Below are 16,178 nucleotides of genomic sequence, written 5' to 3'. Positions count from 1 at the left end.
GGTTGCGGGACCGGGCACGACGGTCAGCGCACCCGATAGCGCAGGTGGAGCACGTCGCGGTCTTCGAGGCGCCGGACGAGTTCGAGGTCCGCCTCCGTGCCGCCGAACAGTCGCGCCCGTCACCCAGGAGCACCGGGACGAGCTCGATTTCGATCTCGTCCAGCAAGCCCGCCGCGAGCAACGCGCGGCCCCGGTGCCGTGCACCATGAGCCCGCGATCACCAGCCTCGGCGAGCGCTTCTTCGGCGGCCGCTTTGACCTCGGTGAAGAACCGCGCGTTCTGGGGCCGGGTGTCGGCGGGATCGATGTGGTGGGTGAGCACGTGGATCGGCACCCCGTCGTGGTGGTCACTGCCCCACCGCCCCGCCAGTTCGAACGTCCGGCGGCCCGAGATCACCGCACCCGCCGCCTGCGCCTCGCGGTAAACCTGCCCGCTGGGCGGTCGCCGTGCCGGTCGAACAGCCGGCCACCACCGCGGCCCCACTTCCTGCCCGGGCCGGTCGTCGCGACCGGCCACGAAGCCGTCGAGGGACATCGGCGTGTAAAGGCGGATCATCGGGAACTCCTCAGGTCGGTGCGCTTCACCGACGCGTCGGAGGAACCCGCCCGGATCGACAGCGCTCAGTGTTTTCGTGCCCGGGCGATCACCTCTTCCAGCCGCAGCGGGCTGGCCGGGTGGTGGGACAGGCACAGCGGCGTCGCCACCTGGCGAAAGCCGAAGGCCTCCCCCGCCACGTAGAACTGGGCTCGTTCGAGCCGGGAGATGTCCGCGACCGGACTGCCTTTCGCCCGGGCCAGCTCGTTCGCCGCGGCGATCTGCGCCGGGCTGTTGAGGCGGCCGAAGAACTGCGTCATCGCATTGCCGGTCACCTGGTTGTGGAGCCCCTTGGGGGCCTGCGTGGCGAACAGCAGGCCCAGACCGTACTTGCGAGCCTGGGAAGCGAGCACGATCGTGCTGCGCGTACTCGCTGTGAGACTTCCGGAGGAGGCCAGCGTCTGGGCTTCGTCCATGACGAACAGCGCGCCCAGCGGCCGATCGCCCGCCGGGTGGCGTTTGACCCAGGCGAACAGTTCCATCTGCAGCTGGTTGACGAAGTTCTGCCGCTGCTCTTCGGCGGGCAGCCCGACGAAGCTGATGACGGAGACCCGGGCCCGCCGGCCGTCGGCCGGCGTGAGCAGCGTGCCCGGGTCGACCGGCTCGCCACCGCCGGCGAAGAGCGGATCGTTGACCATCGCGGCTTTGAGGACCTCGGCCAGGTCTGCGGCGATCCGCTTGGCGTCGTTGAGGTTGCTGACGTCCTCGGGCAGGTCCGACAAGAGCTCGACGAGGTCGGGCAGGCTCCGCGACCCGGTCCGCGCGTGGTGCACGACGGCCTGCCGGAGGACGGCGAGCCCGATGTTGGCTTTCGCGGTGCTGCCGGTGAGCCGCGCTTGAGGGGCGAGCGTCGCGACGGCAACCTCGACGGCGGCGGTGAATTCGTCGGTGTCGTCCAGCACCCCGGCGAAGTCGGGCAGCGGCCGGAAGGCGAGCGGCCGCCCGGTGGCCCGCCCGGGCGTCCAGACGACGACGTCGGTTTCGGCCAGGTATTGCTTGGCGAGTTCGGCGTCGCCGTTCTTCCAGCCCTCAGGCGGGTTGGGCCAAGGGTCGCCGAGGCGCGCGAGGTCGTTGTTGGGGTCGAGGACGATCGCGGACACGCCCTGCAGCGCACACTCCTCGACGATCCGTCGGAGCAGCACGGTTTTCCCGGACCCGGACCCGGCGAAGACGGCGGCGTGCTTGCGGAGGGCGGACAGTTCGATCCGCACGGGCTCCCCGGAGCCGACGACGGTCCCGAGCGTGATCTCCCCTTCCTCGGGCGGCGGGTGGGTGACTTCGGTGGACCGCCCCGGCGGCTTCTCCGGAAGAACGGCGGACAGGAGCTCGGAGCGGCTGGCGGGCCGGCGGTCGATCAGCCATTCGTGCAGTTCGCGGCCGCCGGTGCCGAGCATTTTCTGCAACGCCGAGAAAGTCCGGAGGTCGGTGGCGGTAGGCGGAACGGTCTTGCCGCCGGCGGCCGTGAACTTCTCGACTTCCTGTTTCGTCTTGATCCCGCCCCGCCAGGCGTCCCGCAGGATGACGAGGTGCCGGTTGTCGGCCCCCTGCAGCTGGCCTGCCGCGGACCTGGCCTTCCGGAACCGGCTCAGCGCAGCCCGCGGGTCCCGGGCCGCGATCACCCGGAACGCCCAGTGCTCCTTCAAGTCCGCCTTCTCGTCGAGGGTCCGGGAGAGCCAGGCGTGCAGCTCATTCCGCCCGTTCTGGCGCTCGCACGACCATTCGAGGTCGTCGTCTCCGACTTCGGTCACCCAGCACCGCAGGGCCGCGGACAGAAGATCGGGCATCACCTTGTCCACGGTCTTCTCGGCGAGCAGCTTCTCGGGATCCGCTTCCGCCTGCAGCTTCTCGAATTCGGCGTCGAGTTCGGCGAACCGGTCTGTCTCGACCTCGGTGCGTGCAGGCGCAACCGGCACCACGGTCTTCTCGTCGAATGAAGTGAGCTCCTGTACCTGCCCGGCGCGGAGGCAGAGTTCGATGTGCCCTCCGATGCGCTTCAACAGCTGCCGCGGAGTCCACTGCTCCCAGGGTTCCTCGAACGCCACGGGCGCGACAGGCCAGGTCGGGTGCGGCGGCGTGAATCCCATCTTCTCGTAAGCCACCCCGAGCCGCTTCGCCACCAATGCCCGGCCGACCTCCGCGTCGATGATCCGGCCGAGCGTGACCGACTCGCGGAAGCGGTCGGGCACGGTCCCCGTCGCCTTCCGCTTGATCTGGTCCCAGGTGCTGGGCAGGCAGGTAAGTACGGTGAGGGTCTTGCGGGTGACTTCCCGTAGCCCCATGAGACCGTCGGCAATCCGCGCCACGAGCAGGTCTTCCTCGGCGGCATCCCCAGTCTCGCGAGTGAGCTTCGTCGACCAGGAGATGAGCTCGTCGAGCTGGTCCACCGCGATGACCACCGGTCCGGTCAAGGCGAGCAGACGGACGATCTCCCGCACGAGAACACGGGCCGGTTTCGGCTTCGAGTAAATGTTCCACTGCCGTGCTTCCGGCGTGAGCTGCTCGTCCCCGTCCAGGAAGTCGTCGCCGACGTACTTGGCCTTCGGGTCCCGAGAGGCGATGAGCACGAGGGCACGTGCGGTGTCCCCGCATTCATAGGCGACCGTCTCGTCAAGGGACGCCACTCCGTCCACGAACGCCTCGACGTCGTCAGCGGTGAGCCCACGCCCACGCCGGATCCGCTCCTCGACCCCGGCGTCCACGTGAGCGCGCAGGCACACCCGCCGCAGGAAGCTCTTCAGCTGTGGCTCGCCTGAGTCATCCGGGCACGCCAGCCCGCGGCGGAGTGCCGCGGTCGTGTTGTCCCAAAACGCCTCGGCCGCAGTGACATCGTCGAGGAAGAAGTAGCCTCGGGAGCGGTGCACTTGACGGCGGACGAGCCCCAGCAAGTGCGTCTTGCCGACCCCCTTCAACCCGCGCAGGACCAGTCCGATCGGGCTGGGCCCGTCGCTGATCGTGGCGTCGCGGATGCCCGTATCGATCGCGGCGAGGGCGTCGGCGTGCAAGCCGTCCACGTGGTACGGCGAGTCGCGCCAGATGTGGTCGGGGGTGTCCGCCCAGTCGAAACTGAGTGTCGCCAGCGCTTGCAGCTCGTCCATCACAACGCCTCGATCGAGAGCAGATGGTTGTCCTCACCGCCGATGCGGATCGCCGCCTCGTGATCGGCAGCGGTCAGCGCCTTGCGGTTGTCCTCCGGAACAAGGTGGATCTTGCCCGCCCGGCTCAGTTCCTTGAGCACGGCATCGACCTCAGCCGCAGGGGCGCCGAGCTTCGGGCGCAGGTCCACCAGGCCGACCCAGCCGCGGGGCTCCTTCACCAGCTCGCGGTAGGCAACGCGGATGCGCTCCTCGAGACTGCCGGTCACGGTCACTTCTTCGGCCGGTGCCGGCGTGGGTGCGACCTCGCCTGGCTGAAAGAGCTGGAACAGCCGCATGTTCGCGCGCTCGAGGTAATCGTTCAAGCCACCCAGCAGCACGTACAGGGCCAACCCCAGCGGGCTCTGCCCGCGTTGCGGAGGCGGGCCGCCCGCGACGAGTTCCTTTTCGCACCAGGCCCAGCCACTGTCGCTCAGCACGTGCACGTAACTCCGCCTCGGCCCGGTCCGGTCGCTGTCGACGTACCCGAGTTCATTGAGGCCGGTGCGCTCGGTACCTGTGAGGGTGAACCCCACGACCTCTTCCAGCTCCTGGTTGGGCACCTCCCGGCCCAGCACCATCAGCGTGAACATCGCCGCGGTCTGCTTGTGTCCCAAGCGGTCGGTCATCCGAGATCCTTCCGGTGGTTCGGCTTCGTGGTCTGGGCGCGGGTGTCGAGGGTGCGGCGGAGCCAGTCGATCGACCGGCGGATCCTCGGCGGGGCCGCGTAGTGACCGTCGCCGTTCGGGGAGCGGGGTTTGACCACCACCGCGAGCTCCGTCGCGAGGTCGCGGGTGCGCGCGGCGTCGCCCGCGCCGATCGCCGACTGCAGGGACGTGAGCAGTTCGTCGACGAGGTCCCAGCGGGACGGGCGCAGCCGGGATCCGCGGGCCTGGCCGAGGACCGCCACGAGGTCGAGGTCGTCGTCCGCGTCGACCAGCCGGGCGAAGCCCTTCAGCTGCCCGACCAGGTCGAGGGCCACCTCTGCCGGACCGCGTACACCGCTCAGGCGCAGGTAGCGGAGGTTGCCGACGTAGCCGGGCAGGGACGCCGCGTCGGTGCCCGGCGTGAGGATCGGGATTACCCGGCGGTCCTGGCCGAGGGTGCGGTGCAGGAACAGCTCGACCTCGGCCGCCTGCCAGCGACTCACCTTGCCGTCGACGACCAGGCACAGGTGGCGCGCGTCGTCCTCGGTCCGTGCCAGCAGCGAACGGTCACCCGACAACGACTTCGTGACGCTGACACCCCGCTTCTCCAGCTCGGCGACCAGCTCATTCGCCGTCACGACCGCCGGGCGCGGGATGCTGATGCGCACGTCGTGGGTGAACTTCTGCCGGCTCGCCCGCACCGCGGCCACATACGCGTCCCGATTTTCGGCCAGCAGATCGGTCCGATCGAGGCGGCAGGCGATCACCGCCGCGACGGTCTCGAGCGCGAACGCGATCTGGTCCGCACTCGGCGTCTTCTCCGACAGCACCGGCAGCTGCTCGCCGAAGCTCCAATACGAGACGTACGGGAGAGTCAGGTGGCGGGCCATCGTCTCCGGCTCCACCGTCTGGTCGAGCCACGTCCGGTACAGCTCGGCCGTCTCGTCGACGACGATGCGCCGCCAGGCCTCCGACCGGTCGTACTCCTCCCGGTTGTCGAAGCGCGACAACACGGGCAGAACAGTCAGCCGCGAGCGGTCGAACGGCAGGCGGTTGCGCGCCACGTCGGCCCGCTGGGCCGCGTCCACCGCGCCGAGGATGCTCTGCCGGTTCGCGGTGAACAGCAGGACGAGATGGTCCGGCAGGTGAGCAGTGCAGATTCCGCCGATATCGGAGATTCCGGTGCGGCTGTCGATGAGGACGAAGTCGTACCGCGCGGCCCACTGCTCTCGGCACTGCTCGAGGTATTCGCCGAACCCGTCGTCGTACAGGCCGGCCCAGTCGATCTCTTGCATCTGCCCGACGTAGCCGGGCTCCTCTCGGCCGGCCGCGACGAAATCGAGCACACCAGCGTCCGTCAGCCGCTGGACGTGTGCTTCCGGCGCGAACCGGCCCTGGCGGAAGTCGTCGACGAGGTCGACCACGCCGCCGGTGGGGCGTGCGGGCAGCCCCGGCCGGAAGTAGTCGGCAAGCCCGGGAGCTTCGAGGTCCCAGTCCAGGCAGAGCACACGGTGTCCCCAGCGGGCGAGCAGCACGGCGACATTGGCCAGCGTGAAGCTCCGGCCGACCCCGCCCTTGTAGGAGTAGAAGGTGAAGATCGAACCCGGCATCAGAACCTCGGCATCCGTGCCTGGCTCGGCGGTTCCGGGCCGTCCTTACGCACGGGCCAGTCACCCCGCCACTCCGGCGCCCGTTCGATGAGCTCCTCCAGCTCCGCGGCGATCTGCTTGATCTGCTGGTTGAAGTCGAGGTAGGCCGGTGCGGCTTGGAAGTGTTCGAACGGGTGGTTCCACTGCTGCAGGTCACGCGGCCGCCGCGCGTGAGCCCACGCCGGGAAGTGGCGGGAGTCGCAGAAGATCACCGGGTAGATCAGCGGCCGTCCGCGCTCCCCCGGCGCGGCGGCGGTCAGCTCCTCCCGCGCCGCCATCGAGTGCCATTCGGTGAGGCACCATTCGTCCCGGAAGTACTTCGGCGAGCAGACCGGCACCAGCACCCGCGAGCGCTGCAGCGCCGAACTCAGTTCCGCCGGCCACCTGGCTCCGACCCGGACCTGGTCGTCGAAGAAAACCCTGACGTCTTCGTAGCGGTTGTTGTCGAGCACTTCGGTCAGGCGGGGGTGAAAATGGTGGCGAATCCACGCGGATATGTCCGTCGCGGAGCGTTGATAGCTGATGAACACGTCGTACTCGTACACGTGTGTGTTCGCTCCTTCACCGCTCCCCACCAGGCGGACCCGATCCTAGATCCGTCGCGTGTCGCCGAAGAAGACGGTAAACTGGACAGATCCATGACAATAACTGGCCACCGGCGAAAACGACCGAAAAACAGTCCCTTGACAACTCATCGGGCCACCGATATACGTTTCCGAAATACCCGAGGAGCGAGCCGATGTCCGACCGCGGGGCGCCCAAGGTGTTCGTCAGCTACTCGCACGACACCGAGGAGCACAAGGCGCTGGTCCGGCGGTTCGCCACCTTCCTGCACAGCCGGATCGGCCTCGAAGTGGTTCTCGACCAGTGGCACGACAACGTCCGCATGGACTGGTCATTGTGGGCCACCCGCAACCTCAAGGCGGCCGACTTCATCATCGTCGTGGCGTCTCCGCTGTACCGCGAGCGAGCCGACGGCGACGCACCGCCGCACGAAGGACGGGGAGCCCAGTTCGAGACCGCCATCATCCGCGACAAGCTGACCAAGGACCACCGCGAAGGGACCCGGACGGTGCTGCCGGTCGTCCTGTCCGGCGGATCCATCGACGACATCCCGGCGTTCCTCGCCCCTTACTCCACCACGCGGTACGAAATCACCGAATTCACCGACCGTGGCGTCGCCGACCTGCTCGCGGCGATCACCGGGCAGGGACAGTACCCGAAGCCCCGCCGCGGGATCTGGCGCGGCGGGGCTCGGGAACCGCGGCGAGTGCTCGCCGTGGAACTGCCGTGGGCGGAGGCCAGCCGGGGGATCCGGCGTGGTCCGGCGTCGATCGACGCCATGCAGTACCAGAACAGCATCGTCCTGCGGCTGTCTACGCCGACCGGCACCGGGGTCGGGTTCGTCGAGCTGGACCTGGGCGGCCACTACGAGCGCTTCACCAGCGTGGCCGGGGTGCTCGACGACGCCCGGGATCCCTTCCAGGTCGGGCGGTTCCGGGTCCTGCTCGACGGTGCGCCGCGCGCCGAACACGACGTCTCGGCCGGGAAACCGGCCACGATCGACCTCGACGTCACTGGTGGCCGCCGGCTACGGCTGGAAATGTCGCGGCCGGGTGTCACGGCGTCGCCCTTCGGGTCCGCGGCCGTCGTCGTCACCCGGCGGGGGCAGCCGCCGGAACTGGCCCTCGGCGATCCGACGGTAACCTAACGAGCTGCCGCCTCGCGGCACGTCGCCAGGTCCACCGCACGCAACGCCGCGCCCACGCCCGCCAGCGCAACCGCGTTCATCGACAGGGACGTCACGCCCAACCCGACGAGGACCGGCGCCAGCGAGGGGTCCGCCGCCGCCTCGCCACAGACCCCCACCGGCTTTCCCGCCTCCGCGCCGGCTGATGCCACCATGCCGACCAGGCGCAGCAAGGCCGGCTGGTGCGGGTTGTTCAACGCCGCCACCGCGCCCAGCTGGCGGTCCGCCGCGAAGACGTACTGCGCCAAGTCGTTCGTGCCCAGCGAAACGAAGTCCACTTCGGCGAGAATCGAAGCGGCGCACAAGGCCGCCGCCGGGATTTCGATCATCACGCCCGCCCGGGCGATTCCCGCCGCGCGGGCGCGGGAGGCGAACCAGGCCGCCTCCTCCGCCGTCGCCACCATCGGGGCCATCACCGACAGCTCGACGCCCGTGTCCCCGGCCGCCGACGCGATCGCCGACAGCTGGCGGTCCAGCAGCTCCGGGCGGTCGAACGCGATCCGCAAGCCACGGACACCCAGCGCCGGGTTGGGTTCGGCGCCCATCGGCAGGAACTCGAGGGGCTTGTCCGAACCGGCGTCCAGCGTCCGGACCACGACCGGTTTCCCCGCGAACGGCGCGAGCACCGCCGCGTAGGCCGCCCGCTGTTCCGCTTCCGTCGGCTCGGACGACGCCGACAGGTAGCAGAACTCCGTGCGGAACAACCCGATTCCCTCCGCGCCGGCCGCTGCCGCCGCCTGGGCGTCCGCCGCCGAGCCGACGTTCGCGAGGAGCTTCACGCGGTGGCCGTCGGCGAGCCTGCCGACGCCGTCCCAGGTCGCCTTGGGCGCTCGGGCCGAGGCCCGCACCGCGCCGTCGGACGGCGAAACCGTGCCCGCGGTGCCGTCGACCGTCAGCCCGGGGCTGTTCAGGTCCAGTACTCCGGCGCACGCGACCACGGCCGGGATGCCGAGCGCCCGGGCCAGGATCGCGGTGTGGCTCGTCGGGCCGCCTTCCGCCGTCACCAGCGCGAGCACCAGGTCCGGGTCGAGCCCGGCGGTGTCGGCGGGGGCGAGATCCCGGGCCACGAGCACGCTCGGCGACGTCAGGTCCGGGACACCGGGTGGTGTCACGCCGAGCAGGGCCGCGACGATCCGGTCCCGCACGTCCGCGACGTCCCGCGCGCGTTCGGCCATGTACCCGCCGGCGGCCCGCAGCGCCGCCATGAACTCCCCCGCCGCCTCCCACACTGCTCGCGGCGCCGGGAGCGAACGCTCGAGGACGAGCTTCTCCGCGGAGGCGAGCAACGCCGGATCCGACGCCATCGCCGCCGTCGTCTCCAGGACCGATCGGGCATCACCGGACACGGAACGGGCACGATCGAACAGCGCGGCCGCGACCGAATCCGCCGCGCGCCCGATCTTGCCCGCTTCCGCCTCGAGATCCTCGGGAGCGGGCGATGAAGCGGGTTCCGGCAGGTCAGCGGCCACGACGACACGCGGGCCGTCGACCCGCCCGGGGCTGACTCCGACTCCGGACAACTGCATTGCGGGACCTCCGGGAGGAAATGATCTCGGAACTGGGGATTGACAGTACGGTAACAACGGGCACAATCAAACGGCAACGGGCAAACATCGGAGAGGAACGGGCATGTACGCCGCCGAACGGCACCAGCTCCTGGCGCAACGCGCACGACGCGACGGCCGGGTCGACGTCAACGACGTCGCCGGCGAACTCGGTGTCGCCCCCGAGACCATCCGGCGCGACCTCGGCGTCCTCGAACGCCAGGGCATCGTCCGCCGCGTCTACGGCGGGGCCGTCGCGGTCGAGCGGCTCGACTTCGAACCCGAGGTCGCCCAGCGGGACCAGACCAACGCCGCCGAAAAGGACGCCATCGCCCGGGCCGCCCTCGACCTGGTGCCCGACCGCGGCTCGATCCTGCTCGACGCCGGCACGACGACCAGCAGGCTCGCGACGCTGCTGCCCACCGACCGCGAACTGACGGTGATCACCAACTCGATCCCGGTCGCCTCGATCCTCGCCACCCGCCCGGGCATCACCCTGCACATCCTCGGCGGGCGCGTCCGCGGGACGACGCTCGCCGCCGTCGAAGCCTGGACGCTGCACGCGCTCGACGGGCTGCTCGTCGACGTCGCTTTCCTCGGCGCCAACGGCTTTTCCGCCGAGCACGGCTGCACCACGCCGGACATGGCCGAATCCGCGGTGAAGGCCGCGGTGGTCACCGCCGCCCGCAAGCGGGTGCTGCTGGCCGACCACAGCAAGTACGGCACCGACCAGCTCAGCCGGTTCGCACGGCTGGCGGAGATCGACGTGCTGATCACCGACAGCGGCATCGACGCGGGTGCGGTGGCCGAACTCGAAGAAGCGGGCCCGGAGGTGGTGCTGGCGTGATCGTCACCGTGACCCCGAACCCGAGCCTCGACCGGACCGCGCAGGTCGCCGAGCTGCGCCGCGGCGAAGTGCTGCGCGCCGCGGCCGTCCGGCTCGACCCCGGCGGCAAGGGCGTCAACGTCGCCCGCGCGCTGGCCGCCGCCGGCACCCCGACCGTCGCGCTCCTGCCCGCCGGCGGCCCGGTCGGCGAACGGCTCGCCGAGCTGCTCGCGCCCGAAGGCGTGCCGGTCGTCGCGGTGCCGATCGCCGGGTCGACCCGCAGCAACATCACGCTCGTCGAAGCCGACGGGACCACGACGAAGATCAACGAGCCCGGCCCGGAGATCTCCCCCGCCGAACTGGCGACCCTCGAACGGCGTGCCGTCGAGCTGGCCGCGCGTGGCGAATGGCTGGTGTGCTGCGGAAGCCTCCCCGCCGGCGTGCCCGACGACTTCTACGCGCGCCTGACGAAACTCGCCCGCGACGCCGGGGCGAAGGTCGCCGTGGACTCCTCGGGCGCGCCGCTGGCCGCCGCGTGCGCGGGCGGGCCGGACCTGCTCAAGCCGAACCTCGAGGAGCTGACCGAGCTCGCCGGCCGTCCGCTGCCGCTGCTCGGCGACGTCGTCGCCTTCTGCCGCGAGCTGATCTCCGGTGGCGTCGGCAGTGTGCTCGTCAGCCTGGGCGCGCGCGGCGCCGTGCTCGTCGAGGCCACCGCGACGCACCACGCGCTCGGCCCGCTGGTGGCCGTGCGCAGCACCGTCGGCGCCGGAGACGCCGCACTCGCCGGGTTCCTCCACGCGGGAGGAACCGGCCCCCGAGCCCTGCGAACCGCGGTCGCCTACGGCACCGCCGCGGTCACGCAGGAGGGCAGCCGCATGCCCACGCCTGAGGACGTGCACCCCGACCAGGTGCGCGTGCTCGACGCCGATCCGACCCTCACCCTCAGCGGAGCCGCCGCATGACCACCCCAGACCTGATCACCGCCGACCTGGTCGACCTCGGCCTCGACGCCGCCGACAAGGAGTCCGCCGTCCGCGGCCTCGCGCAGCGGCTCGTCGACGCCGGGCGGGTGACCGACCTCGACGTGTTCCTGAAAGACGTCGCCGCCCGCGAGGAGCAGATGGCCACCGGGCTCGAAGGCGGCATCGGCATCCCCCACTGCCGCTCGGCCGCGGTCACCACGCCGACCCTGGCGTTCGGCCGCAGCGACGCCGGCATCGACTTCGGCGCGCCGGACGGCCCGGCGAAGCTGATCTTCCTCATCGCCGCGCCCGAAGGCGGCGGCAGCGACCACCTGAAGGTCCTGGCCGCCCTCGCGCGCCGGCTCGTCCGGGCCGAGTTCAAGCAGCACTTGCTCGAAGCCACCGACGCCGACGCCCTCGCTTCCTACATCCGCCAGGAGGTGGCCTGACCATGAAGTTCGTCGCCATCACCGCCTGCCCCACCGGCATCGCCCACACCTACATGGCGGCCGAGTCGCTGGAGCAGACCGCCAAGGCCAACGGCGATGAAATCGTCGTCGAGACCCAGGGTTCGGCCGGGTCCGAACCGCTGTCCGCCGAGGACATCGCGAGCGCGGACGCCGTCATCTTCGCCGCCGACCTCGCCGTGCAGGGCCGGGACCGCTTCGCCGGGAAGCCGATCGTCGAAGCGCCGGTCAAGGCCGCGATCAACGACGCCGCCGGACTGTTCGAGCGGGCCAAGGTCGCGGCGCGTGAGCCCGTCACCGCCGCGCCCGCCACCCCGGAACTCACCTCGAAGGTCGGCGCGAACGACAAGACCGGCACCAAGATCCGCCAGTGGCTGATGACCGGCGTCAGCTACCTCATCCCGTTCGTGGCCGCGGGCGGCCTGCTCATCGCGTTGAGTTTCGCCCTGGGCGGCTACAAGATCGTCGACGCGCCGAAGGTCACCGAGCACTTCGACGCGGGCACGGTCGCCGGGTGGGCCGCGCTGATGTTCCAGATCGGCAGCGCGGCGTTCGACTTCCTGGTGCCGGTGCTGGCCGGGTTCATCGCGTTCGCGATGGCCGACCGCCCGGCCATCGCGCCCGGCTTCGTCGGCGGCGCGATCGCCGTCACCGTCGGCGCCGGCTTCCTCGGCGGCCTGGTCGCCGGCCTCCTGGCCGGTGGCGTCGTGATGGCGCTGAAGAAGATCCAGGTGCCGAAGGCGGTGCGGGGCATCATGCCCGTGGTCGTCTACCCGCTGCTCGGGTCCATTGTGGTCGGTGTGCTGATGTACGTGGTGGTCGGCAAGCCGATGGCCGCCGCGACGAGCGGGCTGACACACTGGCTCAACAGCCTCAGCGGCGCGAGCGCGCTGCTGCTGGGCGCGCTGCTCGGCCTGATGATGGCCTTCGACATGGGCGGCCCGGTCAACAAGGCGGCGTACGCCTTCGCGGTCGGCGGCCTGACGACCGGCGCGACGGCGTCGCTGCAGATCATGGCCGCGGTGATGGCGGCCGGGATGGTGCCGCCGCTGGCGCTCGCGCTGGCGTCGACCGTGCGCAAGAAGCTGTTCACCGAGGCCGAGCGCGAAAACGGCCGCGCGGCCTGGCTGCTCGGCGCGTCGTTCATCACCGAGGGCGCGATCCCGTTCGCCGCGGCGGACCCGTTCCGCGTGATCCCGTCGATCATGCTGGGCTCGGCGGTCACGGGCTCGCTGTCGATGGCCTTCGGCGCGACGCTGCGTGCGCCGCACGGCGGGATCTTCGTGGTCCCGCTGATCGGCAGCCCGCTGCTGTTCCTGGTGGCCCTGGTGGCCGGCACGGTGGTCGCCGCCGGTGCGGTGATCGTGCTCAAGCAAGCGCGCTTCAAGGCCACCGAACGTTCCGCCGCCGTCGCCGGCCGGCCTGTCAACGCGTGAAGGAGTCCACTGTGTACCAACGCCGCACGCTCGTCGCCAGCAGTGTCGGGCTCCACGCCCGGCCCGCGGGCCTGGTCGCTCGCACCGCGGCTGGGCAGCCCGCGAAGGTTCGCATCGCGAAGATCACCGGAGGGGTGGCGGGCGCCCCCGTCGACGCCGCGAGTGTCCTGGGCTTGATGACCCTGGGCGCCGCTTTCGGCGACGAGGTGGAGCTGTCCGCCGAAGGTGACCAGGCCCAGGCGTCGGTCGACGCCCTGGCCGAGCTCATCGCCCAGGACCTGGACGCGTAGCGAAAAGCGACTCGAGGCGGCCTCGCGTGTCCTGTACCCGGGGCCGCCTCTCCGTCACGCCGGTCGTTCCCGTTCCGCCCATCGCGACAACGCGCGGCGGTACGCAGGCTCGTACAACTCCGCATCTCGTTTCACGCACTCCTCGAGCACGGCCAGCTCCTCGCGCCGGATTTCCGCCGCATCGTCGAAGTCACCGCGGCTCTCGAGCGCGAAGGCCAAGGTCTCCAAATCGTCGGCCAGATACGGGAGGTGGCGGTCGCCGTCCATTCGCACGATCTTCTTCCGTTCGTCCACTGCCGCCCGGGCAGTGGCGATGGCGTCGAGCGGACGTCCGAGATCCACCAACGTGATGCTGAGGCTGGTGAGCGTCTCGGCGAGGAGGGGCGTGTGGCGGCTGGGCTCGGACTCCGCGAGCCGACGGCGGATCACGATCGACTCCCGGCTGGCGGTGAGCGCGTCGCCGTACCGTCCGAGTTCGCGCAGGTTGATACCGAGGGCGTGCATCGCCTCGGCGAGGTCGGGAAGGTACCGGATCGGCTCGGCTTCGGCGAGCCGGCGGCGGATGCGCGCCGTTTCCTCGATCGTCTCGAGTGCCTCGCGCGGACGACCCAACTTCGTCAAGGTGGCACCGAGACTGTGTAGCACTCGAGCGAGGTCAGGGAGATACCGGGTGGGTTCCTCCTCAGCCATGGACCGGCAGCCCGCGACCGCCTCCGTCGCGGCGTCAAGAGCCTCCTGGTACCGCTCCGTCGCCCGCAGATCGCAGTTGAGGTTGTACAGCGCCGCGACCAGGTCGAGCCGCCCGAAAGCCGCCGACTCGTTCGCCTGAACGCGGCGGATGCCGACCACTTCCTGGGAAGCGGCCAGAGCTTCACGAAGTCTGCCCGACTCACGCAGGGCGTTGCTCAGGTTTTGGATGGCCGTCGCGAGATCGGCCAAGTAGCGATCCGGATCCGCTTCAGCCAGCCGCCGACGGATGCGGACGGCTTCCTCCGCCGCGGCCAGCGCGGATTCGGGCAGAGCCAGGTCGTGGAGAGCGACGCTGAGGTTGTTGACCGTATTGGCGAGGCCGGGCAAGTAGCGTTCCGGGTTGTCATCCGCCAGCCGTCTGAACATCCCGACGGCTTCCTCACTGGCGGTGACAGCGTCGCGAAGAAGCCCGACCGCGCGCAAATCGCTGCCGAAACTGCTCAAGGCCCCGGCGATTTCGGGCCGATACCGCTCGGGGTCGCCGTTCGCCAGCTGTCGATACAGGTCCACGACTTCTCGAGACGTGCCGAGAGCTTCGCGAAGGAGTCCCAAGGCGCGTACGCCCTTGTTCAGTCTTTGCAGAGTCACAGCCAGGTCCGGCAGCCCGCGGCTCGGATCGGCCGCCGCCCGCTCCCGGCAGTGCGCGACCAAGCAGCGGTCCAATGCGACTCTCAGATGTCTTAGCCCGACCGGCGCGTCGACGGTGATCAGTTCCTGCCGCATCGACGGATCGTCCGGGTCGACGAGTTCGGCCAAGGCCACATCAAGCGCGCGGTCGACGACGCCGGTGCCGAAGATGACCGGCAGCAGCGCGGGAAGATCCCTTCTCCGGCGCGTCAGCCAGGGAACGACGACGTCGAGCGCGTCCGCGAATTCGGGCATGATCCGCAGGAGCGTGGGAATCGCCGCAGTGTCCTCGTCGCGCAGCAAGTCGGTCCGGGCGAGCGTGTCGAGGATGAGCCGCTCGCCGATCAGGTCCGGACGGACGTCGAGACGGTGGTCGGGTCCGGGCGGATAGTACCGATGTGCCCAGCGGGCCACCGCCATCCGAGACTCGTGGGCGGAGTCGGCCGAGAACTGCGGCACGCGGCGCAGGAGGTCTGCCGCCTCGTCGACGGTCCGGGCGGGCAATGCCAGCAGCACCGTGACCGCCTGTGACAGGACCTCGAGGTCGCACCCGCGGGGAAGGCGGTCGAGCTCAGCCTCCCAGCCGCGCCGCTCGAGCATCATCAGTTCGCTGATCAGTTCGGCGAACGTCCACGTCATCGCCTCCGCTCGGCCCGAAGCCGCGAGCAGGGCCCGCGCGTGCACGACGAGCGGCGTGTCGGCGTCCTGTCCCACGGGGCGCTCCGGCGGGTTCGGCGGCGGAACGCCCAGCGATTTGGCGTATTCGCGGGATGCTTCGGCGAACCACCGCTGACGGTCGCCGGGTCCGCCCAATGCCGTCAGCGGCACGACGTGCGCGACGTGTGGCAGCACCGTATCGGCCACCGGCCCCACGCCGAACCGGGTGAGCAGCAGCAGCCGCACCAAGGTGGAATGCCGGGACGCCTGCAGAACCAGCTGATCGAGATCGGCGACTCGCTCGGCGTTCTCCACGATCACCAGGGTTGGTTCCCCCGCCGCGACGATGCGCTGCACCAGGTCGTCGACGACGCCGAGGAACCAGCCCGCAGCCCAGCCGTCCGGCAGGTCTTCGGCGACCGCGAGGGCCAAGCGGCTCTTTCCGCTCCCCGCGGCGCCGGTTAGAACCCGCACGACTCCGGCCGACGGATCGCGGGCGACGCACCAGTCCAGTAGCCCGGCCCGTTCAGTGCGGCGGCCCCACAAGCGCGTTGGGCAGTACGGCGCTGTGAGCAGGTGCACCAGCCGGCTCACGGTGTCCGGCGCGTCCACCGGCCGCGCGGGCAATGCCGGCCGCAGGGGGCCAAGCAGGTCGTCCCGCGCGGCCCGCCGCTCACGGGCTTCCTGCCTGCCCAGCAGTACCGATTGAGTGACCTGGGTTGCGACGAGGGCCACGACCGCGGCCGCCAAGGCCCAGCTGAACGTGTCTGTGACGAGGTTCGTCACCACGCCCAGACCTGCCGCCACCGCGATGGACACGACGGCGTGCCACGAGCGGACCGCCCACA

General features: G+C 70.5%; 12 protein-coding genes. 6 read left to right on the top strand and 6 right to left on the bottom strand.

Annotated elements, in window-relative coordinates:
* Positions 1 to 620 precede the first annotated feature (620 nt).
* Genes AB0G28_RS08385 through AB0G28_RS08370 form a run of 4 tightly spaced genes read right to left on the bottom strand, consistent with a single transcriptional unit; the run spans position 621 to position 6,566 of the window.
* A complete protein-coding gene (locus AB0G28_RS08385) occupies positions 621 to 3,689 on the bottom strand; it encodes a DUF87 domain-containing protein (protein ID WP_361084696.1) in 3,069 nt (1,022 codons plus the stop codon).
* Positions 3,689 to 4,354, bottom strand: a complete 666-nt coding sequence (locus AB0G28_RS08380) for a hypothetical protein (RefSeq protein WP_361084693.1) — start codon at positions 4,352 to 4,354, stop codon at positions 3,689 to 3,691. The genes AB0G28_RS08385 and AB0G28_RS08380 overlap by 1 nt, the downstream gene beginning before the upstream one ends.
* Entirely contained in the window at positions 4,351 to 5,982 is a 1,632-nt protein-coding gene (locus AB0G28_RS08375) for a CATRA system-associated protein (protein ID WP_361084690.1), read from the bottom strand. Before AB0G28_RS08375 ends, AB0G28_RS08380 begins: the two co-directional genes overlap by 4 nt.
* Positions 5,982 to 6,566, bottom strand: coding sequence for a toll/interleukin-1 receptor domain-containing protein (locus tag AB0G28_RS08370; RefSeq protein WP_361084688.1), 585 nt, complete (start codon positions 6,564 to 6,566; stop codon positions 5,982 to 5,984). Before AB0G28_RS08370 ends, AB0G28_RS08375 begins: the two co-directional genes overlap by 1 nt.
* A gap of 194 nt (positions 6,567 to 6,760) precedes the next feature.
* On the opposite strand from AB0G28_RS08370, the gene AB0G28_RS08365 reads away from it, so the two are divergent.
* Positions 6,761 to 7,732 (top strand): SEFIR domain-containing protein, encoded by a 972-nt coding sequence (locus AB0G28_RS08365; RefSeq protein ID WP_361084685.1) that lies wholly within the window; start codon positions 6,761 to 6,763, stop codon positions 7,730 to 7,732.
* On the opposite strand, the gene ptsP is transcribed toward AB0G28_RS08365, so the two are convergent.
* Entirely contained in the window at positions 7,729 to 9,297 is a 1,569-nt protein-coding gene (ptsP, locus tag AB0G28_RS08360) for a phosphoenolpyruvate--protein phosphotransferase (RefSeq protein ID WP_361084682.1), read from the bottom strand. The two genes, AB0G28_RS08365 and ptsP, sit on opposite strands and share 4 nt — an antisense overlap.
* A gap of 103 nt (positions 9,298 to 9,400) precedes the next feature.
* Here ptsP and AB0G28_RS08355 point away from each other — a divergent pair, with 103 nt between their 5' ends.
* The 5 genes from AB0G28_RS08355 to AB0G28_RS08335 are packed head-to-tail and all read left to right on the top strand — an operon-like array spanning position 9,401 to position 13,296.
* Entirely contained in the window at positions 9,401 to 10,162 is a 762-nt protein-coding gene (locus AB0G28_RS08355; RefSeq protein ID WP_361084679.1) for a DeoR/GlpR family DNA-binding transcription regulator, read from the top strand.
* Positions 10,159 to 11,103, top strand: a complete 945-nt coding sequence (pfkB, locus tag AB0G28_RS08350; protein ID WP_361084676.1) for a 1-phosphofructokinase — start codon at positions 10,159 to 10,161, stop codon at positions 11,101 to 11,103. The genes AB0G28_RS08355 and pfkB overlap by 4 nt, the downstream gene beginning before the upstream one ends.
* Positions 11,100 to 11,552: a fructose PTS transporter subunit IIA gene (locus tag AB0G28_RS08345; RefSeq protein ID WP_361084673.1), complete on the top strand. Its 453-nt coding sequence runs from the start codon at positions 11,100 to 11,102 to the stop codon at positions 11,550 to 11,552. Before pfkB ends, AB0G28_RS08345 begins: the two co-directional genes overlap by 4 nt.
* Positions 11,553 to 11,554: 2 nt before the next feature.
* Positions 11,555 to 13,006 carry a fructose-specific PTS transporter subunit EIIC gene (locus tag AB0G28_RS08340; RefSeq protein ID WP_361084671.1) on the top strand — a complete coding sequence of 484 codons (1,452 nt, stop codon included), beginning with the start codon at positions 11,555 to 11,557 and terminating at the stop codon, positions 13,004 to 13,006.
* Positions 13,007 to 13,017: 11 nt separating this feature from the next.
* Positions 13,018 to 13,296 carry an HPr family phosphocarrier protein gene (locus AB0G28_RS08335; RefSeq protein ID WP_361084668.1) on the top strand — a complete coding sequence of 93 codons (279 nt, stop codon included), beginning with the start codon at positions 13,018 to 13,020 and terminating at the stop codon, positions 13,294 to 13,296.
* Positions 13,297 to 13,350: 54 nt separating this feature from the next.
* Here AB0G28_RS08335 and AB0G28_RS08330 read toward each other — a convergent pair whose 3' ends face one another.
* The gene (locus tag AB0G28_RS08330) at positions 13,351 to 16,149 is read right to left on the bottom strand and encodes a tetratricopeptide repeat protein (RefSeq protein ID WP_361084665.1); all 2,799 of its coding nucleotides are present in this window, start codon (positions 16,147 to 16,149) and stop codon (positions 13,351 to 13,353) included.
* Positions 16,150 to 16,178 lie beyond the last annotated feature (29 nt).

The sequence above is a fragment of the Amycolatopsis sp. NPDC021455 genome (assembly GCF_040640995.1).
Taxonomy (GTDB): Bacteria; Actinomycetota; Actinomycetes; order Mycobacteriales; family Pseudonocardiaceae; genus Amycolatopsis.
This window is presented reverse-complemented; position numbering and strand designations above follow the sequence as displayed.

Excerpts from the sequence above, each read along its gene's own strand:
- AB0G28_RS08385 (WP_361084696.1), bottom strand. The coding sequence starts at position 3,689 with ATGGACGAGCTGCAAGCGCTGGCGACACTCAGTTTCGACTGGGCGGAC.
- AB0G28_RS08380 (WP_361084693.1), bottom strand. The coding sequence starts at position 4,354 with ATGACCGACCGCTTGGGACACAAGCAGACCGCGGCGATGTTCACGCTG.
- AB0G28_RS08375 (WP_361084690.1), bottom strand. The coding sequence starts at position 5,982 with ATGCCGGGTTCGATCTTCACCTTCTACTCCTACAAGGGCGGGGTCGGC.
- AB0G28_RS08365 (WP_361084685.1), top strand. The coding sequence starts at position 6,761 with ATGTCCGACCGCGGGGCGCCCAAGGTGTTCGTCAGCTACTCGCACGAC.
- ptsP (WP_361084682.1), bottom strand. The coding sequence starts at position 9,297 with ATGCAGTTGTCCGGAGTCGGAGTCAGCCCCGGGCGGGTCGACGGCCCG.
- AB0G28_RS08355 (WP_361084679.1), top strand. The coding sequence starts at position 9,401 with ATGTACGCCGCCGAACGGCACCAGCTCCTGGCGCAACGCGCACGACGC.
- AB0G28_RS08345 (WP_361084673.1), top strand. The coding sequence starts at position 11,100 with ATGACCACCCCAGACCTGATCACCGCCGACCTGGTCGACCTCGGCCTC.
- AB0G28_RS08340 (WP_361084671.1), top strand. The coding sequence starts at position 11,555 with ATGAAGTTCGTCGCCATCACCGCCTGCCCCACCGGCATCGCCCACACC.